22 protein-coding genes are annotated in these 19768 nt (G+C 68.8%); 15 read left to right on the top strand and 7 right to left on the bottom strand.

What is annotated here, in order from left to right; genetic code table 11:
- Positions 1-16: 16 nt before the first annotated feature.
- Positions 17-682, top strand: coding sequence for a response regulator transcription factor (locus J0J01_RS24405; protein WP_296385477.1), 666 nt, complete (start codon positions 17-19; stop codon positions 680-682).
- 21 nt (positions 683-703) lie between these two features.
- On the opposite strand, the gene J0J01_RS24410 is transcribed toward J0J01_RS24405, so the two are convergent.
- A complete protein-coding gene (locus tag J0J01_RS24410; protein WP_296385479.1) occupies positions 704-5437 on the bottom strand; it encodes an autotransporter domain-containing protein in 4734 nt (1577 codons plus the stop codon).
- A gap of 119 nt (positions 5438-5556) precedes the next feature.
- Complete coding sequence (locus J0J01_RS24415) at positions 5557-6450, bottom strand: PaaI family thioesterase (protein WP_296385481.1); 894 nt, start codon at positions 6448-6450, stop codon at positions 5557-5559.
- A gap of 57 nt (positions 6451-6507) precedes the next feature.
- Between J0J01_RS24415 and J0J01_RS24420 the strand changes: the two genes are divergently transcribed.
- Together J0J01_RS24420 and J0J01_RS24425 are read left to right on the top strand one after the other, a co-directional pair.
- On the top strand, positions 6508-7293 hold the full coding sequence (locus J0J01_RS24420; RefSeq protein ID WP_296385483.1) for an enoyl-CoA hydratase: 786 nt from the start codon (positions 6508-6510) through the stop codon (positions 7291-7293).
- 2 nt (positions 7294-7295) lie between these two features.
- A complete protein-coding gene (locus J0J01_RS24425; protein ID WP_296385485.1) occupies positions 7296-9092 on the top strand; it encodes an acyclic terpene utilization AtuA family protein in 1797 nt (598 codons plus the stop codon).
- 165 nt (positions 9093-9257) lie between these two features.
- Here the strand turns inward: J0J01_RS24425 and J0J01_RS24430 are convergent, their stop codons facing one another.
- A complete protein-coding gene (locus J0J01_RS24430) occupies positions 9258-9968 on the bottom strand; it encodes an HXXEE domain-containing protein (RefSeq protein ID WP_296385486.1) in 711 nt (236 codons plus the stop codon).
- A gap of 39 nt (positions 9969-10007) precedes the next feature.
- Positions 10008-10892 carry a haloalkane dehalogenase gene (locus J0J01_RS24435; protein WP_296385489.1) on the bottom strand — a complete coding sequence of 295 codons (885 nt, stop codon included), beginning with the start codon at positions 10890-10892 and terminating at the stop codon, positions 10008-10010.
- A gap of 19 nt (positions 10893-10911) precedes the next feature.
- Between J0J01_RS24435 and J0J01_RS24440 the strand changes: the two genes are divergently transcribed.
- From J0J01_RS24440 to J0J01_RS24490, 11 genes are all read left to right on the top strand, one after another.
- On the top strand, positions 10912-11055 hold the full coding sequence (locus tag J0J01_RS24440; RefSeq protein ID WP_296385490.1) for a hypothetical protein: 144 nt from the start codon (positions 10912-10914) through the stop codon (positions 11053-11055).
- Positions 11052-11219, top strand: coding sequence for a hypothetical protein (locus J0J01_RS24445; protein ID WP_296385492.1), 168 nt, complete (start codon positions 11052-11054; stop codon positions 11217-11219). Before J0J01_RS24440 ends, J0J01_RS24445 begins: the two co-directional genes overlap by 4 nt.
- Before the next feature lie 67 nt (positions 11220-11286).
- Positions 11287-11841, top strand: a complete 555-nt coding sequence (gene dcd / locus J0J01_RS24450) for a dCTP deaminase (RefSeq protein ID WP_296385493.1) — start codon at positions 11287-11289, stop codon at positions 11839-11841.
- A gap of 11 nt (positions 11842-11852) precedes the next feature.
- On the top strand, positions 11853-13133 hold the full coding sequence (gene murA / locus J0J01_RS24455; RefSeq protein WP_296385495.1) for a UDP-N-acetylglucosamine 1-carboxyvinyltransferase: 1281 nt from the start codon (positions 11853-11855) through the stop codon (positions 13131-13133).
- Positions 13133-13558: a DUF2948 family protein gene (locus J0J01_RS24460; protein WP_296385497.1), complete on the top strand. Its 426-nt coding sequence runs from the start codon at positions 13133-13135 to the stop codon at positions 13556-13558. The genes murA and J0J01_RS24460 overlap by 1 nt, the downstream gene beginning before the upstream one ends.
- A gap of 41 nt (positions 13559-13599) precedes the next feature.
- Positions 13600-14268: an ATP phosphoribosyltransferase gene (gene hisG, locus J0J01_RS24465; RefSeq protein ID WP_296385499.1), complete on the top strand. Its 669-nt coding sequence runs from the start codon at positions 13600-13602 to the stop codon at positions 14266-14268.
- A complete protein-coding gene (hisD, locus tag J0J01_RS24470) occupies positions 14258-15559 on the top strand; it encodes a histidinol dehydrogenase (protein WP_296385501.1) in 1302 nt (433 codons plus the stop codon). The genes hisG and hisD overlap by 11 nt, the downstream gene beginning before the upstream one ends.
- Positions 15560-15561: 2 nt before the next feature.
- Positions 15562-16047 carry a UPF0262 family protein gene (locus J0J01_RS24475; RefSeq protein WP_296385503.1) on the top strand — a complete coding sequence of 162 codons (486 nt, stop codon included), beginning with the start codon at positions 15562-15564 and terminating at the stop codon, positions 16045-16047.
- Complete coding sequence (locus J0J01_RS24480; RefSeq protein ID WP_296385505.1) at positions 16044-16487, top strand: arsenate reductase ArsC; 444 nt, start codon at positions 16044-16046, stop codon at positions 16485-16487. Before J0J01_RS24475 ends, J0J01_RS24480 begins: the two co-directional genes overlap by 4 nt.
- Positions 16488-16528: 41 nt before the next feature.
- The gene (locus J0J01_RS24485) at positions 16529-17032 is read left to right on the top strand and encodes a matrixin family metalloprotease (protein WP_296385507.1); all 504 of its coding nucleotides are present in this window, start codon (positions 16529-16531) and stop codon (positions 17030-17032) included.
- Between the two features lie 277 nt (positions 17033-17309).
- Positions 17310-17756, top strand: a complete 447-nt coding sequence (locus J0J01_RS24490) for a matrixin family metalloprotease (RefSeq protein WP_296385509.1) — start codon at positions 17310-17312, stop codon at positions 17754-17756.
- Between the two features lie 4 nt (positions 17757-17760).
- On the opposite strand, the gene J0J01_RS24495 is transcribed toward J0J01_RS24490, so the two are convergent.
- The 3 genes from J0J01_RS24495 to J0J01_RS24505 all read right to left on the bottom strand — a co-directional run bounded on the left by J0J01_RS24495 (position 17761) and on the right by J0J01_RS24505 (position 19434).
- Positions 17761-18099, bottom strand: coding sequence for a DUF805 domain-containing protein (locus tag J0J01_RS24495; RefSeq protein ID WP_296385511.1), 339 nt, complete (start codon positions 18097-18099; stop codon positions 17761-17763).
- Between the two features lie 69 nt (positions 18100-18168).
- Positions 18169-18699: a hypothetical protein gene (locus J0J01_RS24500; RefSeq protein WP_296385512.1), complete on the bottom strand. Its 531-nt coding sequence runs from the start codon at positions 18697-18699 to the stop codon at positions 18169-18171.
- A gap of 3 nt (positions 18700-18702) precedes the next feature.
- Positions 18703-19434: a hypothetical protein gene (locus tag J0J01_RS24505; RefSeq protein WP_296385514.1), complete on the bottom strand. Its 732-nt coding sequence runs from the start codon at positions 19432-19434 to the stop codon at positions 18703-18705.
- 113 nt (positions 19435-19547) lie between these two features.
- Here J0J01_RS24505 and infA point away from each other — a divergent pair, with 113 nt between their 5' ends.
- Complete coding sequence (gene infA / locus J0J01_RS24510; protein WP_296385517.1) at positions 19548-19766, top strand: translation initiation factor IF-1; 219 nt, start codon at positions 19548-19550, stop codon at positions 19764-19766.
- Positions 19767-19768 lie beyond the last annotated feature (2 nt).

The following is a 19768-nucleotide window of genomic DNA, read 5'->3' on the forward strand; positions in this document are numbered from 1 at the left end:
GGTAGGTTCAGCGTCGATGAGTACATCCAAGATTCGCCTGATCTTCGCTGACGACCATGCTCTCGTGCGCGAGGGGTTGAAGCTTCTCCTCGCCACGATCGACGGGCTCGAGCTCGTCGGCGAAGCAGGCGACGGCCCAAGCCTGGTCGATCTTCTAGCGCAATGTCCGGCCGATATCTTGGTGCTCGATCTCGGCATGCCCGGGCTACGCGGCCTGCCCGATGTTCGCGCGCTGCGCGTGCGATATCCGCATCTGAAGATCCTGATCCTGACGGCCAATGGAGAGCCGCGCACGGTCGACGCCGCTCTCAAGGCCGGCGCCGACGGCTATCTGATCAAGAGCGGCGACCTGGGAGAGCTGCCGGAAGCCCTCGACGCGCTGCGGCGCGGCGAAAGCTATGTCAGCGCCGCGCTGCGGCCCCTGCTGGCGCTCCAGGCGCATGGCACGCCCTCGGCGGAGTCCGACTTCGCAGTCGCCTCGCCGGTTCCGCTGACCCGCCGCGAGCGCGAGCTGCTCGTGCTCATCGCGCGCGGCGCGACCGCCCGCGATGTTGCGGCCCGGCTCGGCATCAGCCCGCTCACCGCCCGCAAGCATCGCGAGAACCTGATGCGCAAGCTCGATCTGCACAGCGCCGCGGAACTCGCGGCCTTCGCGGTGCGGCTTGGCCTGCCCGTGGGGTAGATCGCACAAGTCGACTCATCGTCACCACGTCATGCGCAGGCCGACCGAGAGCGCGTGATTGTCGGACCCGCCGCCGATCTCGCCGTCGTATCGGGCGTAGAGGCGGGTGGCGTCGCCGACTGGCAGGTTGGCCGAGAAGCCGATCGCGGCGGAATCGCGCTGCGGCGTGGCGCCATAGACCGTGAAGGGCGTTCCGGGAGCGCCGGCGAAGGCCGCCGTCATCGGTCGCGCGGTGTCGGCGTGCTCGTGCGTCCAGCCGAGCCGCACGGTCAGCGCCGCACCGCCGATCGTGCCGTCGAGCGCCGCGCCAAGGGTAGTGCGCAGCGAGGTCGTGGTCTGCTGCGCCACGCTGAGGTTGAGGGAGTCGGCCCCGGTCTCGGTGAAGCCGTTGCTGCTGCTGCTGGCCGCCTGCAGGCGGACGAACGGCGTCACCGCGGCGGCGGCCGGCTCATAGAGGCCGATCCTGTAGCCGGTCTCGAGCTGGCCCTGCAGCTGGTTGCCGCCGCCGCCGCCCGTGGCGATGCGCGGCGCCAGGCCGGGAACCAGGATCGTGCGGCGCATCCGGTTGTCGGTATAGGCGTAGCCCAGCAGCGCGTCGGCGTAGAAGCCGGCGTCGTGGAACGAGCCGTAGAGGGTGGCGCTGTAGCTGTTGGAATTGACGCTGCCCTCGAAGCCCCTGGTCCACTGCGTACCGGTGGCGTAGCCGAGGCCGAGGCCTGCCAGGAAGCGCGGGTCGAAGCGATAGTCGATGCCGGCGACGGTGCCGCCGAAATTGTAGGAGAGCGTCGCGCTGTTGCCGTTGCCCGCCACGCTGCCGAAGCCGCCGACGGCGGAAAGCCACGCGCTCCACGGCGAGGGATGGGCGGCGTCGCAGGCGGACTCGCAGGCTTCCGCCAGCGCCACGCGCGTGCCGCCGCCGTCGCCGCGGCTGGCGGCGATCTGCTGGCCGACGGCGTTCAGGAAGGCGAGCCCGTTCTGCAGGTTGGCGGTGCCCAGGTTGGCATAGGGTTGGCCGCTGATCGCGTCGAGCGCACGCGGGCCCTGGGCAGTGCCGAGGCCCGCGATGGCGTTGAGCACGTTGTTGAAGTCGCCGGTCGCCGACAGGTTGGCCCGGTCGAGCGCGGCGCCGACCGACTTCTGGTTGCCCGTCTGGCCGCCCGTGGCGAAGGCGCTCTGCGTCATGAGCAGGGTGAGGAAGACGTTGTCGGCGTCGTACTGCAGCGTCGGCACGAGGAAGGCAAGGTTGCTGGCCACGCCGGCGTAGGCGCCGTTGATGCCGCGGCTGGCGCTGAGGATGGTGTAGGTCGTGTTGCGCGCGTAGGCGCCCGGCGCTGCCAGCACTTGCACGCTGCCGCCCAGCGTCGCCGTGCCGGAGACGTTCAGCCGGTCGCTCTGGCCCGCAGCATTGGCCTCGACGACGTAAGTGCCGCCGGTGCCCTGCGCATAGTTGCCGTTGACCGTCAGCGTGCCGATCGAATTGCCGGGCGCGAGGACGCCGTTGTTGATGACATCGCGCGTGATGATGCCGCTGCCGCCGAGCATGCCGCCGCTATCGACGGTGATGCCGCTGCCGAGGCGGCCATTCACGATGAGTCCGCCGGCCGCGACGGTCGTGTTCCCGGCGCTGACGACGGTGTCGATGATCCAGGTGCCGGTGCCGCGCTTGATCAGCTGTCCGGCGAAGCTGGTCGTGCCCGTGACGGCCTGCGAATAGGCCTGGGCGCCGGTTCCGTCGAGGGTCAGGGTCGAGGCACCGTTCGCGCCGATGTACAGATTGCCCTGGATGCTGGACCCGCTGAACAGCGTGACCTGGTTGGCGGGGTCGTTCCTGGAGCGGTCCAGATCGACATTGCCGATGATGGTGCCGGCGTTGTTCAGCGTGGCGGAGCCGCCGTCGACCTGGACGGCCGCGAGGCCGCCCTGGATCGTCGAAGCGGCGCCATTGGTCACCGTCCCGCCGGCGCCCAGCACGACACCCGTCTCGACACCGCGGATCGTTCCGCCGCCGGTGTTGGCGATCGAGCCCGTTGCCCCCAGGATGAAGGCGCCTCTACTGTCGCTGTCGGTGCCGGTGATCGTTCCGCCCTGGTTGGCGATCGTGCCGCCTGCATACAGCGCCACGCCGACCCAGCCTGCCGTGATCGTCCCGCCATTGGAATTCGTCACCGAGCCCGTCGTACCCTGGATGACGGCGCCATAGCTTCCAACGTCGGTCGCCTTGATCGTCCCGCCTTCATTGGTGATCGTGCCGCCCGCCCTCAGGTCCACGCCGCCGATGCCACCCAGGATCGTGCCGGTATTGCGGTTGATGGCAGTGGCCAGGCCTGCGGTGGACTCGACGGCCCATTGTCCCGTGACGGCGTAGGAGATCGTGCCGGCGTTATCGAGTGCGCCGCCGTTGTTCAGGAAAACGTGGTTTCCGACGGTAATGCCGCTGTCGATCTTCAGGGTTGCAGCCTGGTTCGCACTGTTGTCGACCGTGACGGTTCTGCTGCCCAGGGCGGAATTGCTGGCTACTTCCAGCGTGCCGCCGTCGACCCGGGTGCCGTTGGAAAAGGTGCCGGTGCCACCGAGCACGAGCGTGTCCGGGCCGTTCTTGACCAGGCCGCCGCTGCCCGTGATCGCGCCGCTGAAATTGCCGCTGTTGATCGTGAGCGTCTGGCCGCCATTGGCGACGGTGCCGGCGCCCTGCAGGTTCTTGACGGTGCCGGCATGGCCGTTGAAATCGAGCGTAGCGCCAGCGTCGACCGTGGTCGAGGACACGATAGAGGTTAAGGCGGAGAGAACGTTGCCATCCTTGAGCGTGCCCCCTGCGACGACGATGGCGGAGTCGCCGGTAAGCGTAGCAACGGAGAGCGCGAGGACAACCGTGCCGGTGTCGGCCGTGCTGCCGAACACCGCTGTAGAGCGCTGGAGGTTGAATGGCCCTGCGATCGTGAGTGTCGTGCCGCTTGCGGCCGCGATAGTGCCGCTGCTGCCGGGCGCGACGGCCACCTGGTTGCCGAGGCTGAGATTCGCCTTGCCGAGCAGCTTGCCGCCGTTCAGCGTGATGGCGCCGCTGCCCGGTGCCTGGCCGTTGGTTATGGCAAGCGTGCCGGCATTGACGGTGGTGCCGGCGGTGTAAGTGTTGGTGCCCGACAGGGTGAGGGTGCCGGTGCCGGTCTTGGTGAGGCCGGTCTGGGCCGCGCCATCCTGAATGACGCCGGAGAAGGTGGTCGAGCCGTTGTCGCCGCCGGCGGTCAGGGTGGCGGTATTGGGTCCGCTGTTGGTGACGGTACCCGAGCCGGCGAGCGAGCCGATGGTCTGGTTGTAGCCGCCGAGGTCGAGGATGGTAGCGGTGCTCACCGTCGTCGCGCTGTTCGCCGAGAAGGCGTTCGCCGCGCCGCCCCGAAGCGTGCCGCTCAGGATCGTGGTGGCGCCGCTGTAGGTGTTGACGCCCGACAGGACCAGCGTGCCGGTGCCGCCCTTCTGCAGCGCCCAACTCCCGGCGTTGCTGCCCGTGCCGCCGCTGCCGGTCTGATCGGCAATGCCGTCGGATACGGTCTGGGTCTGACCGGTGCCGGACGAGAAGGTGAGCGTACCGCTGCCCTGCAGGAACATGCCGCTGCCGAAGGCCGAGCCGTTGGTGGTGCTGCTTGCGCCTGAGCCGCCGCTGACCGTGTTGCCGTTGACGGTGAGAGAGCCGGTCAAAGTGAGGTTGCCGCCGCCCTGGACGAAGATGGCGCCGCCCATGCCGGCTCCTCCGCCACCACCGGTGCCGCTTCCGTTGCCGCCGCCAAAGCCGCCACTGTTGCCGTTGGCTCCGCCGCCGCCGCCGAAGCCGCCCGTGCCGCTGCCTCCCCCACTACCGCCGCCAAAGCCGCCATTGCCTCCGCCACCAGGACCGTTTCCGCCGCCGCCGCCGCCAAATCCGCCGGAACCGCCGGCTGCACCGGAGCCGTTGCTACCGCCGGCGCCGCCACTGCCGCCGCCGATGCCGCCGCCGCCGCCGCCGCCGCCATAGATGCTGGCGCTCGTGCCACCGCTGCTCTGGCCGCCACCCCCGCCGCCGCCGCCATTCAGGCCGCCGCTGCCGCCGGGATTGGTGCCGTTGGCGCCGGAGCCGCCGCTGCCGCCGGAGGCGATGCCGGTGGCGATGCCGGCACTGCCGGTGTTGCCCGTGGAGCCGCCGTCCGCCCCAACACCGAGTCCGCCGCCGCCGCCGCCGCTGTAGAGAGTGCTGTTGCCGCCATTGCCCCCCATGCCGCCACCGCCGCCCGAGCTGGTGCCGCTGCCGTCATTGGCCCCGCCGTTGCCGCCGACGGCCCGGTTGTTGTCGAGCGTGACGTTGCTCACCGTCACGTTGGCGCCGCTCGCCACGAACAGGGCGCCGCCCAGGCCCGCGCCGCCGCCGCCCAGGCCGCCTGTGCCGCCGGTGCCGCCCTGTGCCTTCGCGTTCTGGATGGTGAGGTCGCCGATCGCCACGGTGCCGGAATAGACCAGCAGGCCGCGATAGGTGTTGCCGCCGTCCAGCGTATGGTTGTTGCCCACGATGGTGACGCTCTTCTGCACGATCGGCAGGTCGGCGGTCAGCGCGACGTTGGCGTTGAAGACGATGCGATCGCCATTCTGCGCTCCGGTGGTCGGGTTGAGGGCGGCCACCAGGTCAGCCTGGTTGTTGATCGTGAAGTCCGTCGCCCGCGCGGAATGCGGTGTGAGACAGGTGCTGGCCAGAAGGACCGCCGCCAGGCCGCCGAGCCGATGGGAAGGACGCACTGCAAATACTCCCTCGATGCACACGAGGTGCTATCGGGGAGAGCGGGGCGGGGAAATACGGCATCTGCCGTATTTCGACAGTGGGAGGCGAAAGGTGGCGTTTCTGCCGCGCCTGCGCGTCAGCTCCCGCGCGGCCGGAGGAAGATCGTCGCCGAATAGGACAGCAGCGGTTTGCCGCGCTGCTCGAGCAGGCCGCGCAGGAAGGCGAGGTTGCGGCCGTGGCGCGGCACCTCGACCCGCGTCACCAGCGGCGCCGTCGGGTCGCCCGCCGCCAGGAATTCGGCGGCGAACGACACCGTGCTCGGGGCCAGGCCGGTGACGATGCCGGCGGCGCGCGTCACCGCCGAATCGGCGAAGCTCATCATGTAGCCGCCGTGCAGCACGCCGCCCGAGTTGCACATGTGCGGCAGGGTCGGCTGGATCAGGGTCGCACCGTCGACTTCCTTGCGCGCATAGGACGGCCCGATGTGGCGCGAATAGACGCTGGCGTTCGAGAGTTGCTCGAAGCCTTCCGGCACCGCTTGTGGCGCGGGCGCCGGTACTGACGAAGCCTGCTCCTTGCGTCCCATCACCTTGGTGCGCGCGACGTGGCGCACGACGCCCGACCACAGCGCGATCGTCTTGCCCTGCTGGGTGACGCTGCCTCGCGCGAAGGCGAGGCGACCGGTGACCTGCAGCGGCTCGCCGGTGGCTTCCAGGGGCGCGCCGACATGGGCCGCGCTCAGGAACTCGACGGCGATGCTGACCGTCATGGCGAACGAGGTGTTGGCGCCTCCGTCGGCGGCGCGGCCGGCCACCAGGCACAACGCATAGTCGGCAAAGGTCAGGATCGCCCCGCCATGCACGCCGCCCCGGTAGTTGCCGTGCCGGCCCTCGGTCGGCAGCACGCAACGCACGGTGCCCGCCTTCGAGGCGTCGCCGTCGATGCGGAAATAGAAGGGGCCGACATGGTCCTCGAACGGGTCGGGCGGGGTGAAGACGGAGTAGCGGGCGAGGTCGATGGAATCGGGCATTTCGATGCTCTAATAGAAGAACTCTGGTCAATTAAGAAGCGTCACGGAGCGAAACGCATGGCGAGCATCCACAAGGTCGACATCTCCTGGGATCGCCGTCCCGGCGGCACGGTCGCGCGTGTCGTGTACGACAACGCGCGCAAGCTGAACGCGGTGAATCCGCCGGCGCTGCTCGACCTGACCGAGGCGTTCCTCGGCCTGGCACGCGAGGACGACCTGCGCTGCGTGGTGTTCTCCGGCGCCGGCGGCCGCGCCTTCATCGGCGGCGCCGACATCAACCATATGATCACGATGAAGCATCCCGAGGACGGGCGCCGCTTCCTCACCCAGATCCACAAGCTCTGCCAGGCGATCCGCGACGTGCCGGTGCCGGTGATCTGCAAGGCCGAGGGCTACACCTTGGGCGCCGGGCTCGAGGTCGCGGTGGCGTGCGACATGCGCATCGCCGCCGACGATGCCTGGTTCGGCATGCCGGAAGTGAAGGTCGGCCTGCCGTCGGTCGTCGAGGCGGCGCTGCTGCCGCGCCTGATCGGCTGGGGCCGCACCTCGTGGCTGCTGCTCACCGCCGAGAACATCGACGCCGCCACCGCCGACCGCTGGGGCCTGGTCGAGCAGGTCGTGCCGGCCGCCAAGCTCGACGCCGCGGTCGAGCGCTGCGTCACCTCGATCGTCGAGGCGACGCCGAAGGCCGTACGGGCGCAGAAGCGGCTGATGCGGCGCTGGGAGCGGCTGTCGATCGACGAGGGCATTCAGGCCGGCATTGACGCCATGGCCGAGTCGGTCGCCGACGGCGAGCATCTCGAGCGCATGACCGCGTTCGTCAACCGCAAGCGGAAGGAGTGAGCATGCCCAGGACCGTCCGCATCGGCTGCCACTCCGGCTTCTGGGGCGACACCGAGACGGCCGCCGCGCAGCTCGTGCGTCACGGCAACGTGGATTATCTCGTCAGCGACTATCTCGCCGAAGTCACCATGTCGATCATGGCCGCCCAGAAGATGCGCAATCCGCAGCTCGGCTACGCCACCGATTTCGTGACCGCTGTGATGGGTCCGCTGGCCAGGGAGATCGCCGACAAGAAGATCAAGGTCATCACCAATGCCGGCGGCGTGAACCCGCAGGCCTGCCGCGACGCCGTCATCAAGGCCTGCGACGAAGCGGGGGTGAGCCTCAAGGTGGCGCTGGTGCTGGGCGACGACCTGCAGCCGCGGCTGGAGGAGCTGCGCAAAACAGATATCCGGGAAATGGACACGGGCGCGTCGCTGCCGGGTCGCATCGCCAGCATGAACGCCTATCTCGGCGGCTTCCCGATCGCGCGGGCGCTCAGCGAGGGCGCCGATGTGGTGATCACTGGCCGCTGTGTCGATTCGGCGGTGACGCTGGGCGCGCTGATCCACGAATTCGGCTGGGGCATGGACGACCATGACCGGCTCGCCGCCGGCACCCTGTGCGGCCACACCATCGAATGCGGGGCGCAGTGCAACGGCGGCAACTTCACCGACTGGCGGCTGGTGCCGGGCTACGACGACATGGGCTTCCCGGTCGCCGAGGTCGAGGCCGACGGCAGCTTCGTGCTCGGCAAGCCCGACAATACCGGCGGCCTGATCACGCCGGCGACGGTGGCCGAGCAGATGCTCTACGAGATCGGCGATCCGCGCGCCTACATGGTGCCGGACGTGGTCTGCGACTTCACCGAGGCGCGCTACGAGCAGGTCGGCCCGGATCGCGTGCGCGTGTCGGGTGCGAAGGGCCGGCCGGCGACCGATACCTACAAGGTCTCGACCACCTTCCCCGATGGCTACAAGCTCTCGACCATCTTCATGCTGGGCGGCCGCGAGGCGGTGGCCAAGGGCAGGCACAGCGCCGAATCGATCATCAAGAAGACGCGCCGCGTCTTCGCCGAGAAGGGCTGGGCCGACTACCGCGACGTCAGCATCGAGATCATCGGCGGCGAGGCGACCTACGGCCCGCACGCGCGCACCGCCGACAGCCGCGAGGTCGTGGTCAAGATCGCGGCCAAGCACGACCAGAAGGAAGCGCTCGGCCTGCTCGGCCGCGAGATCGCGCCGATGTCGACCGGCGGCGTGGTCGGCATGACCGGCAGCTTCGGCGCCGGCCGCGTCTCGCCGACGCCGGTGATCCGCATGTTCTCCTGCCTGATCCCGAAGACCCAGGTGCCGGTGACCATCGATCTCGAGGGCCGCCGGATCCCGATGCAGGAGGGCGCGCGCTCCGGCGGCTTCACGACGGCGCAGCTTCCGGCCGAGGCGCCGGCCGCGCCGTCGAAGGTTTCGGGTGCGACCGAGACGGTGCCGCTGGCGGCGCTGGCTTACGGCCGCTCGGGCGACAAGGGCGACAACGCCAATATCGGCATCTTCGCCCGCGCGCCCGAATACGTGCCGATCCTGGAGTCGGAGGTGACCGAGGACGCGGTCGCGACGTACTTCGCCCATCGCATCGGCGGCCCGGTCACGCGCTGGCGGCTGCCCGGCATCGGCGGATTCAACTTCCTGCTGCGCCAGGCGCTGGGCGGCGGCGGCATGGCCTCGCTCAAGGCCGATCCGCTGGCCAAGGCCTTCGCCCAGATGCTGCTCGACATGCCGGTCAAGGTGCCGGCGGAGATGGCGAGGAGGCTGGCGGCCTGACGTCGACCAAGTCGGGGTGGGGGATGGCGTTCCAGGACGGCTGTTTTGACCCGCTTCGCGGTATCCTAACACCGTGGGGGAGGGGGTGTGTGTCGGCGGGATTCGCGAGAATCCCGTACGCCATCGACATCGGAGGCTTCCCACGAGTGTGGGAACTTTGTGGAATCAAGTCGCGAAGCGGCGCACGACCCGACGGCCGCTGAGGATCACGACCAGCAGCGCCGACAGCAGCGGATTGGCGATCTGCAGCAGCACCAGGGTGTCGAGGTCGAGCCGGCCGTTCACGAAGGACAGCAGCGATCCCATCAGGATTGCGTGCAGGACGGCGCCGGCGAACAGCGTCGCCAGCACGGCGCGCACGCCGAGATGGTAGCGCGTGATCGCCGCCGCGAAGGCCAGCAGCGACAGCGGCGGGAAGAGGGCGAGGGCGGTGAAGAGCCCGGGATTGTAGCTCTGCAGGGTGAGCGTCGGGAAAATGTGGGCGAACAGGTTGGCCGACGGGATGGCGAAGAAGCTGAGCCCGATCACCGGCCAGCGCGCCGCCAGCAGGGCCGACAAGGGGCCGGCCACCCACACCGCGGCGACATTGACGGCGGTGATGAAGGCGAGCGGCACCGGGCAGGTATTGGTATCGGCGAAGCCGATCTCGGCGCACAGGAAGCCGCGGAAGGCGTACACCCGATTCTGGACGTCGATGCCGTGCTCCTCGAACTGGTGCACGAGGTAAGCGAAGACTGCCGCCCAGGTCAGCCAGACCAGGTCGCGCCAGCGCGACACCGAACGGTCGCTGCGCAGCGCATTGGTCGACAGCAGAACGAACAGCACGCCCGCCGCACCGAGGCCGATCCAGGGCCAGACGTGGCTGAAGGCAAACATTCACGAAAAGGTAATGGCGTGGGATTCGGGCGTCGACGCCTAGAGTGTATCGCACGCGATACGAGCAATGGGTTGTCCCCATTCCTGCAGGAAATGGCCGCCGTCGGCGATCTCGAACGGCTGTGGACAGTTGCGGATATTGGCATGGAGCGCCTGCATCACCGGCGGCCCGAGCACCGGGTCCTTCATGCCGATCGCCATCAGGCTCTTGCCTGTCCAGTCGCGCCGCCAGAAGTCGCGGGCCTGTCGCGACAACGCCGCGCCAGGGGCATCGCGGGTCTCCGGCACCAGGTTGGGGAAGGCGCGCGCGCCCGCCTTGTAGGTCGCGTCGGGGTAGGGCGCGGCGTAGGCCGCCGCCTCGTCGTCGCCGAGGTGCGGGCAGGCGCGCTTCATCAGGCGCGCAATGTCCATGTCGGGGTTGCGATTGGAGAAGGCGCGCCAGTCGAGGAAGCCCGGGGAAAGCGGCTCGTCTCCAGTCGCCAGCATCGTGTTCATCACCAGCAGCGAGCGGAACCGCTCGGGCATGGCCATCGGCAGGGTGAGGCCGATCAGGCCGCCCCAATCCTGCACGACCAGGACAATATCGGTGAGGTCCAGCGCCTCGATCAGCTCGAGCAGGCTCTGGCGGTGGAGGTCGAAGCTGTAGGCGCTCTCTTCGGCCGGCTTGTCGGAGCGGCCGAAGCCCAGGAAATCCGGGGCGATCGCCCGATCCCCGCAGGCGACGAACAGCGGCATCATGCGGCGGTAGAGGTAGCTCCAGGTCGGCTGGCCGTGCAGGCAGAGCCAGGTGCGCGGCGGCCGGCGGGCGCCGGTATCGACATAGTGCAGGCGCAGCCCGTCCGGCTGCAGGTGATAGAAGGGCGCATAGGCCCAGCCGTGCAGCCCCTGGAATCGGTCATCCGGCGTGCGCAAGGCCTCAGCCAATGGTGTATCCTTCCGGCCAATGACCGCCTCTGCCAAAACGCCCCCATCGAAGGACGAGCGCGCCGAGCGGCTGGCGGCCGCTTTGCGGGAAAACCTCAAGCGGCGCAAGGCCCAGGCGCGCGCCAAGGAGCGGATCGAGGTCGCCGAGAAGGAGGAGCCGTGATCGCCTATACGCTCGCCGTCATTGGCGCCGGCATCGTTCTGGCGCTGGGCATTCCCCTGATGGAGCGTCTTCTGCGCTGGGTTCGGCCCCTGACGCCGCGACAGGAGGAAGCGGAGCACTTCCGCCGGCAGGCGCATCGCAGCATCGACGGGTTCCTCCGCTAGGAGTCCGGTTGAGCGGTCCTGTCCGCTCGTCTAGAAGCCTCGAACCCCCTCCCGGACAAGATCAAGAATGGCCATCCTTTCCGACCGCTGGATCCGCCGCATGGCGCAGGAAAAGGGCATGATCGAGCCCTTCGTCGACGCCCAGAAGCGCGAAGGCATCATTTCCTACGGCCTCAGCTCCTACGGCTACGACGCCCGGGTCGGCAGCGACTTCAAGATCTTCACCAACGTCGATTCGGCGGTGGTGGATCCGAAGAACTTCGCCGAGAACAGCTTCGTCGACCGGACCACCGACGTTTGCATCATCCCGCCCAATTCCTTCGCGCTGGCCCGCACGATCGAATACTTCCGCATCCCGCGCGACGTGCTGGTGATTTGTGTCGGCAAGTCGACCTATGCCCGCTGCGGCATCATCGTGAACGTGACGCCGCTCGAGCCCGAATGGGAGGGCCACGTCACGCTCGAGTTCTCCAACACCACGCCATTGCCGGCGAAGATCTACGCCAACGAGGGCGCCTGCCAGTTCCTGTTCCTCCAGGGCAACGAACCCTGCGAGGTCTCCTACCGCGACAAGGCCGGAAAGTACCAAGGCCAGCGCGGCGTCACCTTGCCCAAGATCTAAGGAACCCCCTCATGGATCGCATCAGGATCAAAGGCGGCAAGCAGCTCAAGGGCGAGATCGTCGTCTCGGGCTCGAAGAATGCCTGCCTGCCGCTGATGGTGACGGCGATGCTCACCGACAAGCCGCTGGTGCTGAAGAACGTGCCGCGGCTCGCCGACATCACTACCATGATCGCGCTGCTGCGCCAGCACGGCGTCGAGATCACCGCGGCGCCCGGCGAGAACGGCCACAGCCACGGCACGACGCTGACCCTGCAGGCGAGCAAGATCACCTCGACCACGGCGCCCTACGACATCGTGCGCAAGATGCGCGCCTCGGTGCTGGTGCTGGGCCCGCTGGTGGCGCGCGAGGGTGAGGCGAAGGTGTCGCTGCCCGGCGGCTGCGCGATCGGCGCGCGGCCGGTCGACCTGCATATCGCCGGCTTGAAGGCGATGGGCGCGGAGATCGAGATCGACGGCGGCTACATGGTCGCCAGGGCGCCGAAGGGGCTGAAGGGCGCGCGCTACACCTTCCCGAAGGTGTCGGTCGGCGCGACCGAGAACCTGATGATGGCGGCGGCGCTCGCCAAGGGCACGACCGTGCTCGCCAACGCCGCGCGCGAGCCGGAGATCACCGATCTCGCCGAGTGCCTCGCCAAGATGGGCGTGCCGATCAGCGGCATCGGCACCGAGACGCTGACCATCGAAGGCGTCGAGCAGCTCAAGCCGGCCACGCACGCCGTGATCCCCGACCGCATCGAAACCGGCACCTATGCGATGGCGATCGCCATGACGGCGGGCGACGTCGAGCTTGTCGGCGGGCGGCTCGACCTGATCGAGGCGCCGGCGCAGACGCTGCGCGCGGCCGGCGTGGTGCTCGACAGGACCAACCGCGGTTTCCGCGTCAGCCGCGCCAACGGCCTGCACGGCGTCGACGTCATGACCGAGCCCTATCCCGGCTTCCCGACCGACCTGCAGGCGCAGATGATGGCGCTGATGACCCGCGCCGAGGGCGCCTCGATGATCACCGAGACGATCTTCGAAAGCCGCTTCATGCACGTCCCCGAGCTGATGCGCATGGGCGCCAACGTCACCATCCATCACGAGTCGGCGCTGGTGCGCGGCGTGCCGCGGCTGCGCGGTGCCGACGTCATGGCGACCGACCTGCGCGCCTCGGTGTCGCTCGCCATCGCTGGCCTCGCCGCCGAGGGTGAGACCACGCTGCACCGCGTCTACCATCTCGACCGCGGCTACGAGCGGCTGGAGGAGAAGCTCGCCGCCTGCGGGGCGGAGATCGAGCGGCTGAAGGGCTGATGGACGGCAAGCTCAAGCTCTCGGCGCTCGACGCCGACGACCTCGGCGTCATCTCGGCGGCGGTCCAGGACTCGCTGGTGGCGGTGCGCGACTGCGCCTTTTTCGCCGCCGAGAACCGTTTTGTTCTCCTGCTCAACCGCTTCCGCTGGGAGGCCGACGCGACCGTCGAGACGGCCTACTGGCGGACCCATTCCGCCTTGGTTTTCAATGCGGTGCAGGCCGTCCACCATCACAAGATCCCGCTCCAGGAGCCCGACCGGGTGCTGGAGCTGCTGGCGCTGGGCATGGAAGGGGCCGGGACGGTGGTCCTGCGCTTTGCCGCGGACCGCGCCATACGGCTGGAAATCGACCGTCTCGCGTGCCATTTGGGGGATGTCGGGGAGCCTTGGCCCACCCCGTGGAAGCCCGCCCATCCGGCCGAGTGACGCCGGGCCCGGGGCGGGCGTTCGCGTCTTGGAGCTCTGTCGTGCGTAGCGAAGCCAACGAAAAGCTGATCCTGGCCCTGCCGAAGGGCCGGATCCTGAAGGAAGCCGCGCCGGTTCTGGCGGCGGCCAAGATCGAGCCGGAAGCGGCGTTCGCCGACCCGGACTCGCGCCAGTTGCGCTTCACCACCAACCATCCCGATCTCGACATCATCCGCGTGCGCTCGTTCGACGTCGCGACCTTCGTGGCGTTCGGCGCGGCCCATCTCGGCATCGCCGGGTCCGACGTGCTGATGGAGTTCGACTATCCCGAGATCTACGCGCCGATCGATCTCGGCATCGGCAAGTGCCGGCTGGCCGTCGCCGAGCCGGCCGAGATGGCGGGCAGCGACGATCCGCGGCGCTGGAGCCACGTCCGCATCGCCACCAAGTACCCCGAGGTGACGCGCCGCCACTTCGCCGCGCGCGGCGTGCAGGCCGAGTGCGTGAAGCTCTCGGGCGCGATGGAGCTCGCGCCGTCGCTCGGCCTCAGCCATCGCATCGTCGACCTGGTCGACAGCGGCCGCACGCTGCGCGACAACGGCCTGGTCGAGATCGAGCACATCGCCGACATCACCTCGCGCTTCATCGTCAACCGCGCCGCGCTCAAGACGCAGCCGCAGCGGGTCGGCGGCTGGGTCGATCGCTTCCGCGAGGTGCGCCGTGCCGCTTAGGCTCGACGCCTCGGCACCGGGTTTCGAACAGGACTTCTCGGCGTTCCTCGGCCGCAACCGCGACGCCGACGAGAATGTCGATCGCGTGGTCGCCGACATCATCGCCGACGTGCGCGCCCGCGGTGACGCCGCAGTGGTCGGCTACACGCGCCGGTTCGACCGTGTCGACACCGATGCCGCGGGCCTGCGTATCTCCGACGCCGAGCGACACGCCGCCGCGCAGAAGGTGCCGGCGGCGCAGCGCGAGGCACTCGAGTTCGCGGCCAAGCGCATCGAGACCTTCCATCGCGAGCTGCTGCCGCAGGACGTCGACTTCACCGACGACACCGGCACGCGGCTCGGCGCGCGCTACCGGCCGATCGATGCGGTCGGCGTCTACGTGCCGGGCGGCACGGCAGCCTACCCGTCGTCGGTTCTGATGAACGTCGTGCCTGCCAAGGTGGCGGGCGTGAAGCGCATCGTCATGGTCGTGCCGACGCCCGACGGCGTGCTCAATCCGCTGGTCATGCTGGCCGCCGAGATCGCCGGTGCCGACGAGGTCTGGCGCATCGGCGGCGCGCAGGCGGTGGCGGCACTCGCCTACGGCACCGCGTCGATCAAGCCGGTCGACAAGATCACCGGCCCGGGCAATGCCTATGTCGCGGCCGCCAAGCGCCGCGTGTTCGGCCAGGTCGGCATCGACCTGATCGCCGGTCCCTCGGAGATCCTGGTGGTCGCCGACCGGCACAACGATCCGGCCTGGATCGCCGCCGACCTGCTGTCGCAGGCCGAGCACGACGCCTCCTCGCAGTCGGTGCTGATCGCCGATCATGCGCCGTTCGCCGACGAAGTCGCGAAAGCCGTCGATGGCCAATTGAGGACGCTGACGCGAGCCGACATCGCCGGCGCGAGCTGGCGCGACAATGGCTGCATCATCCTGGTGCGCGACCTCGCCGCTTGCGCGCCGATCGTCGATGCCATTGCGGCCGAGCATGTCGAGCTCGCGCTGGAGCCCGACGCCGCCGAGGCGCTCAGCCAGACGATCGCCCATGCTGGCGCGATCTTCATCGGCCGCCACACGCCGGAAGCGATCGGCGACTATGTCGCCGGCACCAACCACGTGCTGCCGACCTCGCGCGCGGCGCGCTTTTCGGGCGGGCTGTCGGTCGCCGACTTCCTGAAGCGCACCTCGATCGTGGCCTGCACGCCGGAGTCGCTGGCGGCGCTGGGGCCCGCGGCGCTGGCGCTGGCCGAGGCCGAGGGCCTCGATGCCCATGGCCGCTCGGTGTCGATCCGGCTGAACCGCCGCTGACCATGGCCGCGGCCCCCACCCAGGTGCGGCGCATCGTCGACATCGCCCTCGACGAGGAATCGGTGGCGCGACGCACGCCCGAGGTCGAGCACGAGCGTGCCGTCGCCCTGTTCGACCTGCTGGAGGAGAACGACTTCTGCCTGATCGAGGGCGAGCCCGGCCCCTACAAGCTCCACATCGGCATCTTCGAGCAGCGGCTGGTGTTCGGCGTGCACTCGGGCGACGATCGCAAGCTGCGCGACATCATCCTGTCACTGACGCCGTTCAGGAAGGTGGTGAAGGACTACTTCCTGATTTGCGAAAGCTACTACGCCGCCATCAAGAAGCTCAGCCCCTCGCAGATCGAGGCGCTCGACATGGGCCGCCGCGGCCTGCACAACGAGGGCTCCGAGCTGCTACGCGAGCGGCTGGCCGGCAAGATCGAGGTCGATCTCGACACCGCGCGCCGCCTGTTCACGCTGATCTGCGCCCTGCACATCAAAGCATGAGCACGTTGCCTGCCAGCGTACTGTTCGCCTGCAGCCACAACGCCATCCGCTCGCCGATGGCCGAGGCGCTGGCCAAACGGCTGTACGGCCAGACCGCCTATCTCGATTCGGTCGGCGTCGCGCCCGACGCGCTCGACAACTTCGCCGTCGCCGTGCTCGACGAGATCGGCATCGACCTGCACAGGCATTACGGCAAGTCGTTCGAGGACGTCGATCCGAGCGAGTTCGACCTGATCGTGACCCTGTCGCCCGAGGCGCACCATTGCGCGCTCGAGTTCACCCGCAGCGCCTCGACCGACGTCGAGTACTGGCCGATCCCCGATCCCAGCGCCGTCGAGGGCTCGCGCGAGGCGCGGCTTGATGCCTACCGGCGCACGCGCGACCTGATCCTGGCGCGCCTCAAGGCGCGCTTCGGCGCGCCGTCGTCGCCTTCGATATGACGGCGATCTCTCTCCTGCGCTGCGGGCTCGCGGGATCGGCGATGATGCTGTCCACGGCATCGCCTGCGGCCGAGCTTCCGGCCACGATCGAGACCGTCATCATCGGCCCGTTCTCCGGCGACGATCGGGCGAGGATCGCGCAGGCCCTGGATGAATGGAATCGCGCTCTGAACGGCGTCGCCCGGTTCGCGCCCGCGGCCGACGCCAACGGCCGGCGGGTCTGGGCGATCACCGCGATCGCCCAGAGCCCGGTGCAGAACCGGCGCGAGACGCTGGCCGAGGTCAAGGCCCTGCCGGCCGGCGGCGGCCTTCTGATGATCTATCTCGATCGCATTCGCGGCAAGAACCTTGACGGCATCATGCTGCATGAGCTCGGGCACGTGCTCGGGCTGCAGCACGAGGGCAGCCGCGGCCTGATGGCGGCCGAATACAATCCGCACGATCAGAAGTGCGTCGACTATGCGGCGATGGCCCAGCTGGCGGAGCTCTACGATCTGCCGCTGCAGAAGCTGCGCTGGTGCGGCGAGGCCACGCCGGCGCGCTGATCGCGGCGCAATCCCTCCCTCCCTCTCTTCTTCTGAAGGCATATTTGACACGCAACGGATGTATCCACTGACGTGCATTCGTTGACTCTTTCTCTATATTTTACTTATAGTTGAAGAGTATTTTTAAACCATTTTCTCATGTTCATTTCTCGGGAGAGCCGATATGCCGGTTTCTCTGCTTCGCCGGTTCCTCGGACTGGCGGTTCTGCTGAGCGCGCTTCAGCTGCCAGGCCTCTCACAGGCCGAAGACCTCAAGTGGCGATCTCCGGTTGTGCCGATGACGCTGGTCGGCGCCTTCTCCGACGATCAGCGCGCCAAGATCCTGCGGGCCGTCAACGAATGGAACGTCGCTCTCAACGGCGAGATGCGCTTCGAATTGCAGATCGATGCCAACCGGCCGGCGATCTGGGCGATCATCGCGGTCAGCCACAGCGCCTACCGCAACGGGCCCGAACCGCTCGGCCTCACGACGCCGTTCCCGGCCGGCGGCGGCCTCGTGCTGCTCTACCTCGACCGCCTGGGCGGCCGCGATATCGGCGCGGTGATGCGGCACGAGCTCGGCCACGTGCTGGGCCTTAAGCACGACGTCAGCGGCCGGCTGATGGCGGCGGCCTACAATCCGCACGACCAGAAGTGCGTCGATTATCCGGCGCTCGCCCAGGTGGCGGAGCTGCACAGTCTCGTGCTGCGCGAGCTGAAATGGTGCGGCGAGGCGAAGCGGTAGGATCTCAGGCGCCGACCAGCTCGCGCGGGGGGCGCAGCAGGCCGCAATCGACCAGCAGCCATAGCCAGCCGAGCACTGGGATGAACAGCAGCAGTGCCCAGAAGCCCGACTTGCCGCGGTCGTGGCAGCGCTTGACCACGATCGCGCACTGCACCCAGATCAGCGGCGCGGCAAGCGCCAGTGCGACCGTCAACCCCTCGAACACGCTGTAGGGAAACCAGCGCGCGAGCAGAGGATCGACATGCCGGCCGTAGAGCCAGAACAGGGCCAGCACCGGCACCTGCACCGTCCAAAAGGCGACGCGGCCGATCCGGCCGTCGAATCCGAAAAGCAGCTGCCGCAAGACCGGCCAGCCTCCCATTCATTTCTTGGCCGCGAAGGTGCCCGATGGCAGCGCGGCCGTCGAGCGCCGCTACGGCTGCTTCGCCCCGGCATACCACGCCGCGCGATGGGCGGTTCGCCGCACCATCGGCAGGTTGACGATGTCGATGAACAGCGTTGCCGGCCCGTCGGCGTTTTCGAGGTCGCCCTCGATCGGCGTCGCCTCGAACATCAGCCGGTCGCCGTCGAGCTTGGGCGCCTTCAGCACCACGACGGCGTCGACCACGGCGCCCCGGACCCGGTCGAACACCGAGATGGTGGCGTTGGGTGGGTCCTTGGCGAAGCTGTCGGGCGCGCTGGCGCTCCATTCCTCGAGCAAGTGTGCGGTCAGGGCATGCCCGGCGGCGCGGACCGGCCGGTCGGCGAACACGATCGCATTGGGCGACACGCCGTCGAGCGTCAGCGTCCGGCCGGCGAGCTTCGCCGCCTTGGCGTTGAGCACGATCATCGACGGCACGATCTGCGGCTGCTGCGGCGTACCGATGGTCTTGGACGGAGTCTGCGCCGCGGCACCGGTGGCGACGGCGAGCAGGGCGGCGACGGCGAGAAGGGCGATACGCATGGGTCAGTAGCAGGGCTGGAGGGGCGGGGCGCCGCACGGCGAGCGATAGTCGGGCGGCGGCGGTGCGCCTCCCGGCAGGCGGCCGAGGGTGCCGCGGTTGTTGGTGGGCCGGCCGCTCGGGGCGGGATTGGACCAGCCGGTCATGCTGCTGGTGTCGTCGCGGCTGCCGAAGGCCGGCGTCGTGCCGCCGGTCGTCTGGTTCTGGCCGAGATAGGTGAAGCCGTTCGAGCCGACGCCGAACCAGATCGTGTCGATGAACACCGAGGCCGGCCCGTCGGCATCGCCCAGGCTGCCTTCGAGCACCGCGACGTCGAAGGTCAGCCGCTCGCCCGCGAGCTTGGGATTGCGCAGGGTCACGACCGCGTCGGTCACCTTCGAGCCGTCCTTGGCGAAGGCCGAGACCGTCGCATTGGGCGGATCCTTGGCAAAGCTGCCGGTGGTCCACAGCTCGATCATCTCGGTGGTCGTCATGTGGCCCGCCGCGCGCACCGGCCGGCTGGCAAACAGAATGGCCGAGGGCGCGACGCCTTCGAGGCTGAGGGTCGGGCCGGCGAGCCTGGCGCCGCGCGCATTGAGCACGATCAGCGCCTCGGAGTGCTTGCGCGCCTGCGGCACGCCGATGGTCTTCTGTGCAGGATGGGTGATCGCGTTGGGGGCGGTCGGTGGCGTCTGGGCGTGGCACAGGCCGGATACGAGAAAGCAGGCGACAAGGCCCGCCAGGCGAAGGACTGACATGCGGGCGATTTTAGGCGGTCCGGGGGACAAGCGGGAAGGGGAGCGTTGACTAACCCCTGGACCGAGCCCATTTTCCGGGCCGTTTCGCCTTTAGTCCCTGATTTGGAGCCCGGATGGCCAAGGAAGACCTGATCGAGTTCAATGGCGTGGTAGCCGAGCTGCTGCCCAACGCGATGTTTCGCGTCAAGCTCGACAACGACCACACCATTCTCGCCCACACCTCGGGCAAGATGCGCAAGAACCGCATCCGCGTGCTGGCAGGCGACCGTGTCACCGTCGAGATGACGCCCTACGACCTGACCAAGGGCCGCATCACCTTCCGCTTCAAGTAGGC

It is taken from the genome of Reyranella sp., assembly GCF_017305915.1.
Taxonomy (GTDB): domain Bacteria; phylum Pseudomonadota; class Alphaproteobacteria; order Reyranellales; family Reyranellaceae; genus Reyranella.

What these genes read in the sequence shown, in the direction of transcription:
- J0J01_RS24405 (WP_296385477.1), top strand. Translation starts at nt 17, where the DNA reads ATGAGTACATCCAAGATTCGCCTGATCTTCGCTGACGACCATGCTCTC.
- J0J01_RS24415 (WP_296385481.1), bottom strand. Translation starts at nt 6,450, where the DNA reads ATGCCCGATTCCATCGACCTCGCCCGCTACTCCGTCTTCACCCCGCCC.
- J0J01_RS24420 (WP_296385483.1), top strand. Translation starts at nt 6,508, where the DNA reads ATGGCGAGCATCCACAAGGTCGACATCTCCTGGGATCGCCGTCCCGGC.
- J0J01_RS24425 (WP_296385485.1), top strand. Translation starts at nt 7,296, where the DNA reads ATGCCCAGGACCGTCCGCATCGGCTGCCACTCCGGCTTCTGGGGCGAC.
- J0J01_RS24430 (WP_296385486.1), bottom strand. Translation starts at nt 9,968, where the DNA reads ATGTTTGCCTTCAGCCACGTCTGGCCCTGGATCGGCCTCGGTGCGGCG.
- J0J01_RS24440 (WP_296385490.1), top strand. Translation starts at nt 10,912, where the DNA reads ATGACCGCCTCTGCCAAAACGCCCCCATCGAAGGACGAGCGCGCCGAG.
- dcd (WP_296385493.1), top strand. Translation starts at nt 11,287, where the DNA reads ATGGCCATCCTTTCCGACCGCTGGATCCGCCGCATGGCGCAGGAAAAG.
- murA (WP_296385495.1), top strand. Translation starts at nt 11,853, where the DNA reads ATGGATCGCATCAGGATCAAAGGCGGCAAGCAGCTCAAGGGCGAGATC.
- J0J01_RS24460 (WP_296385497.1), top strand. Translation starts at nt 13,133, where the DNA reads ATGGACGGCAAGCTCAAGCTCTCGGCGCTCGACGCCGACGACCTCGGC.
- J0J01_RS24475 (WP_296385503.1), top strand. Translation starts at nt 15,562, where the DNA reads ATGGCCGCGGCCCCCACCCAGGTGCGGCGCATCGTCGACATCGCCCTC.
- J0J01_RS24480 (WP_296385505.1), top strand. Translation starts at nt 16,044, where the DNA reads ATGAGCACGTTGCCTGCCAGCGTACTGTTCGCCTGCAGCCACAACGCC.
- J0J01_RS24485 (WP_296385507.1), top strand. Translation starts at nt 16,529, where the DNA reads ATGATGCTGTCCACGGCATCGCCTGCGGCCGAGCTTCCGGCCACGATC.
- J0J01_RS24490 (WP_296385509.1), top strand. Translation starts at nt 17,310, where the DNA reads ATGACGCTGGTCGGCGCCTTCTCCGACGATCAGCGCGCCAAGATCCTG.
- J0J01_RS24500 (WP_296385512.1), bottom strand. Translation starts at nt 18,699, where the DNA reads ATGCGTATCGCCCTTCTCGCCGTCGCCGCCCTGCTCGCCGTCGCCACC.
- J0J01_RS24505 (WP_296385514.1), bottom strand. Translation starts at nt 19,434, where the DNA reads ATGTCAGTCCTTCGCCTGGCGGGCCTTGTCGCCTGCTTTCTCGTATCC.
- infA (WP_296385517.1), top strand. Translation starts at nt 19,548, where the DNA reads ATGGCCAAGGAAGACCTGATCGAGTTCAATGGCGTGGTAGCCGAGCTG.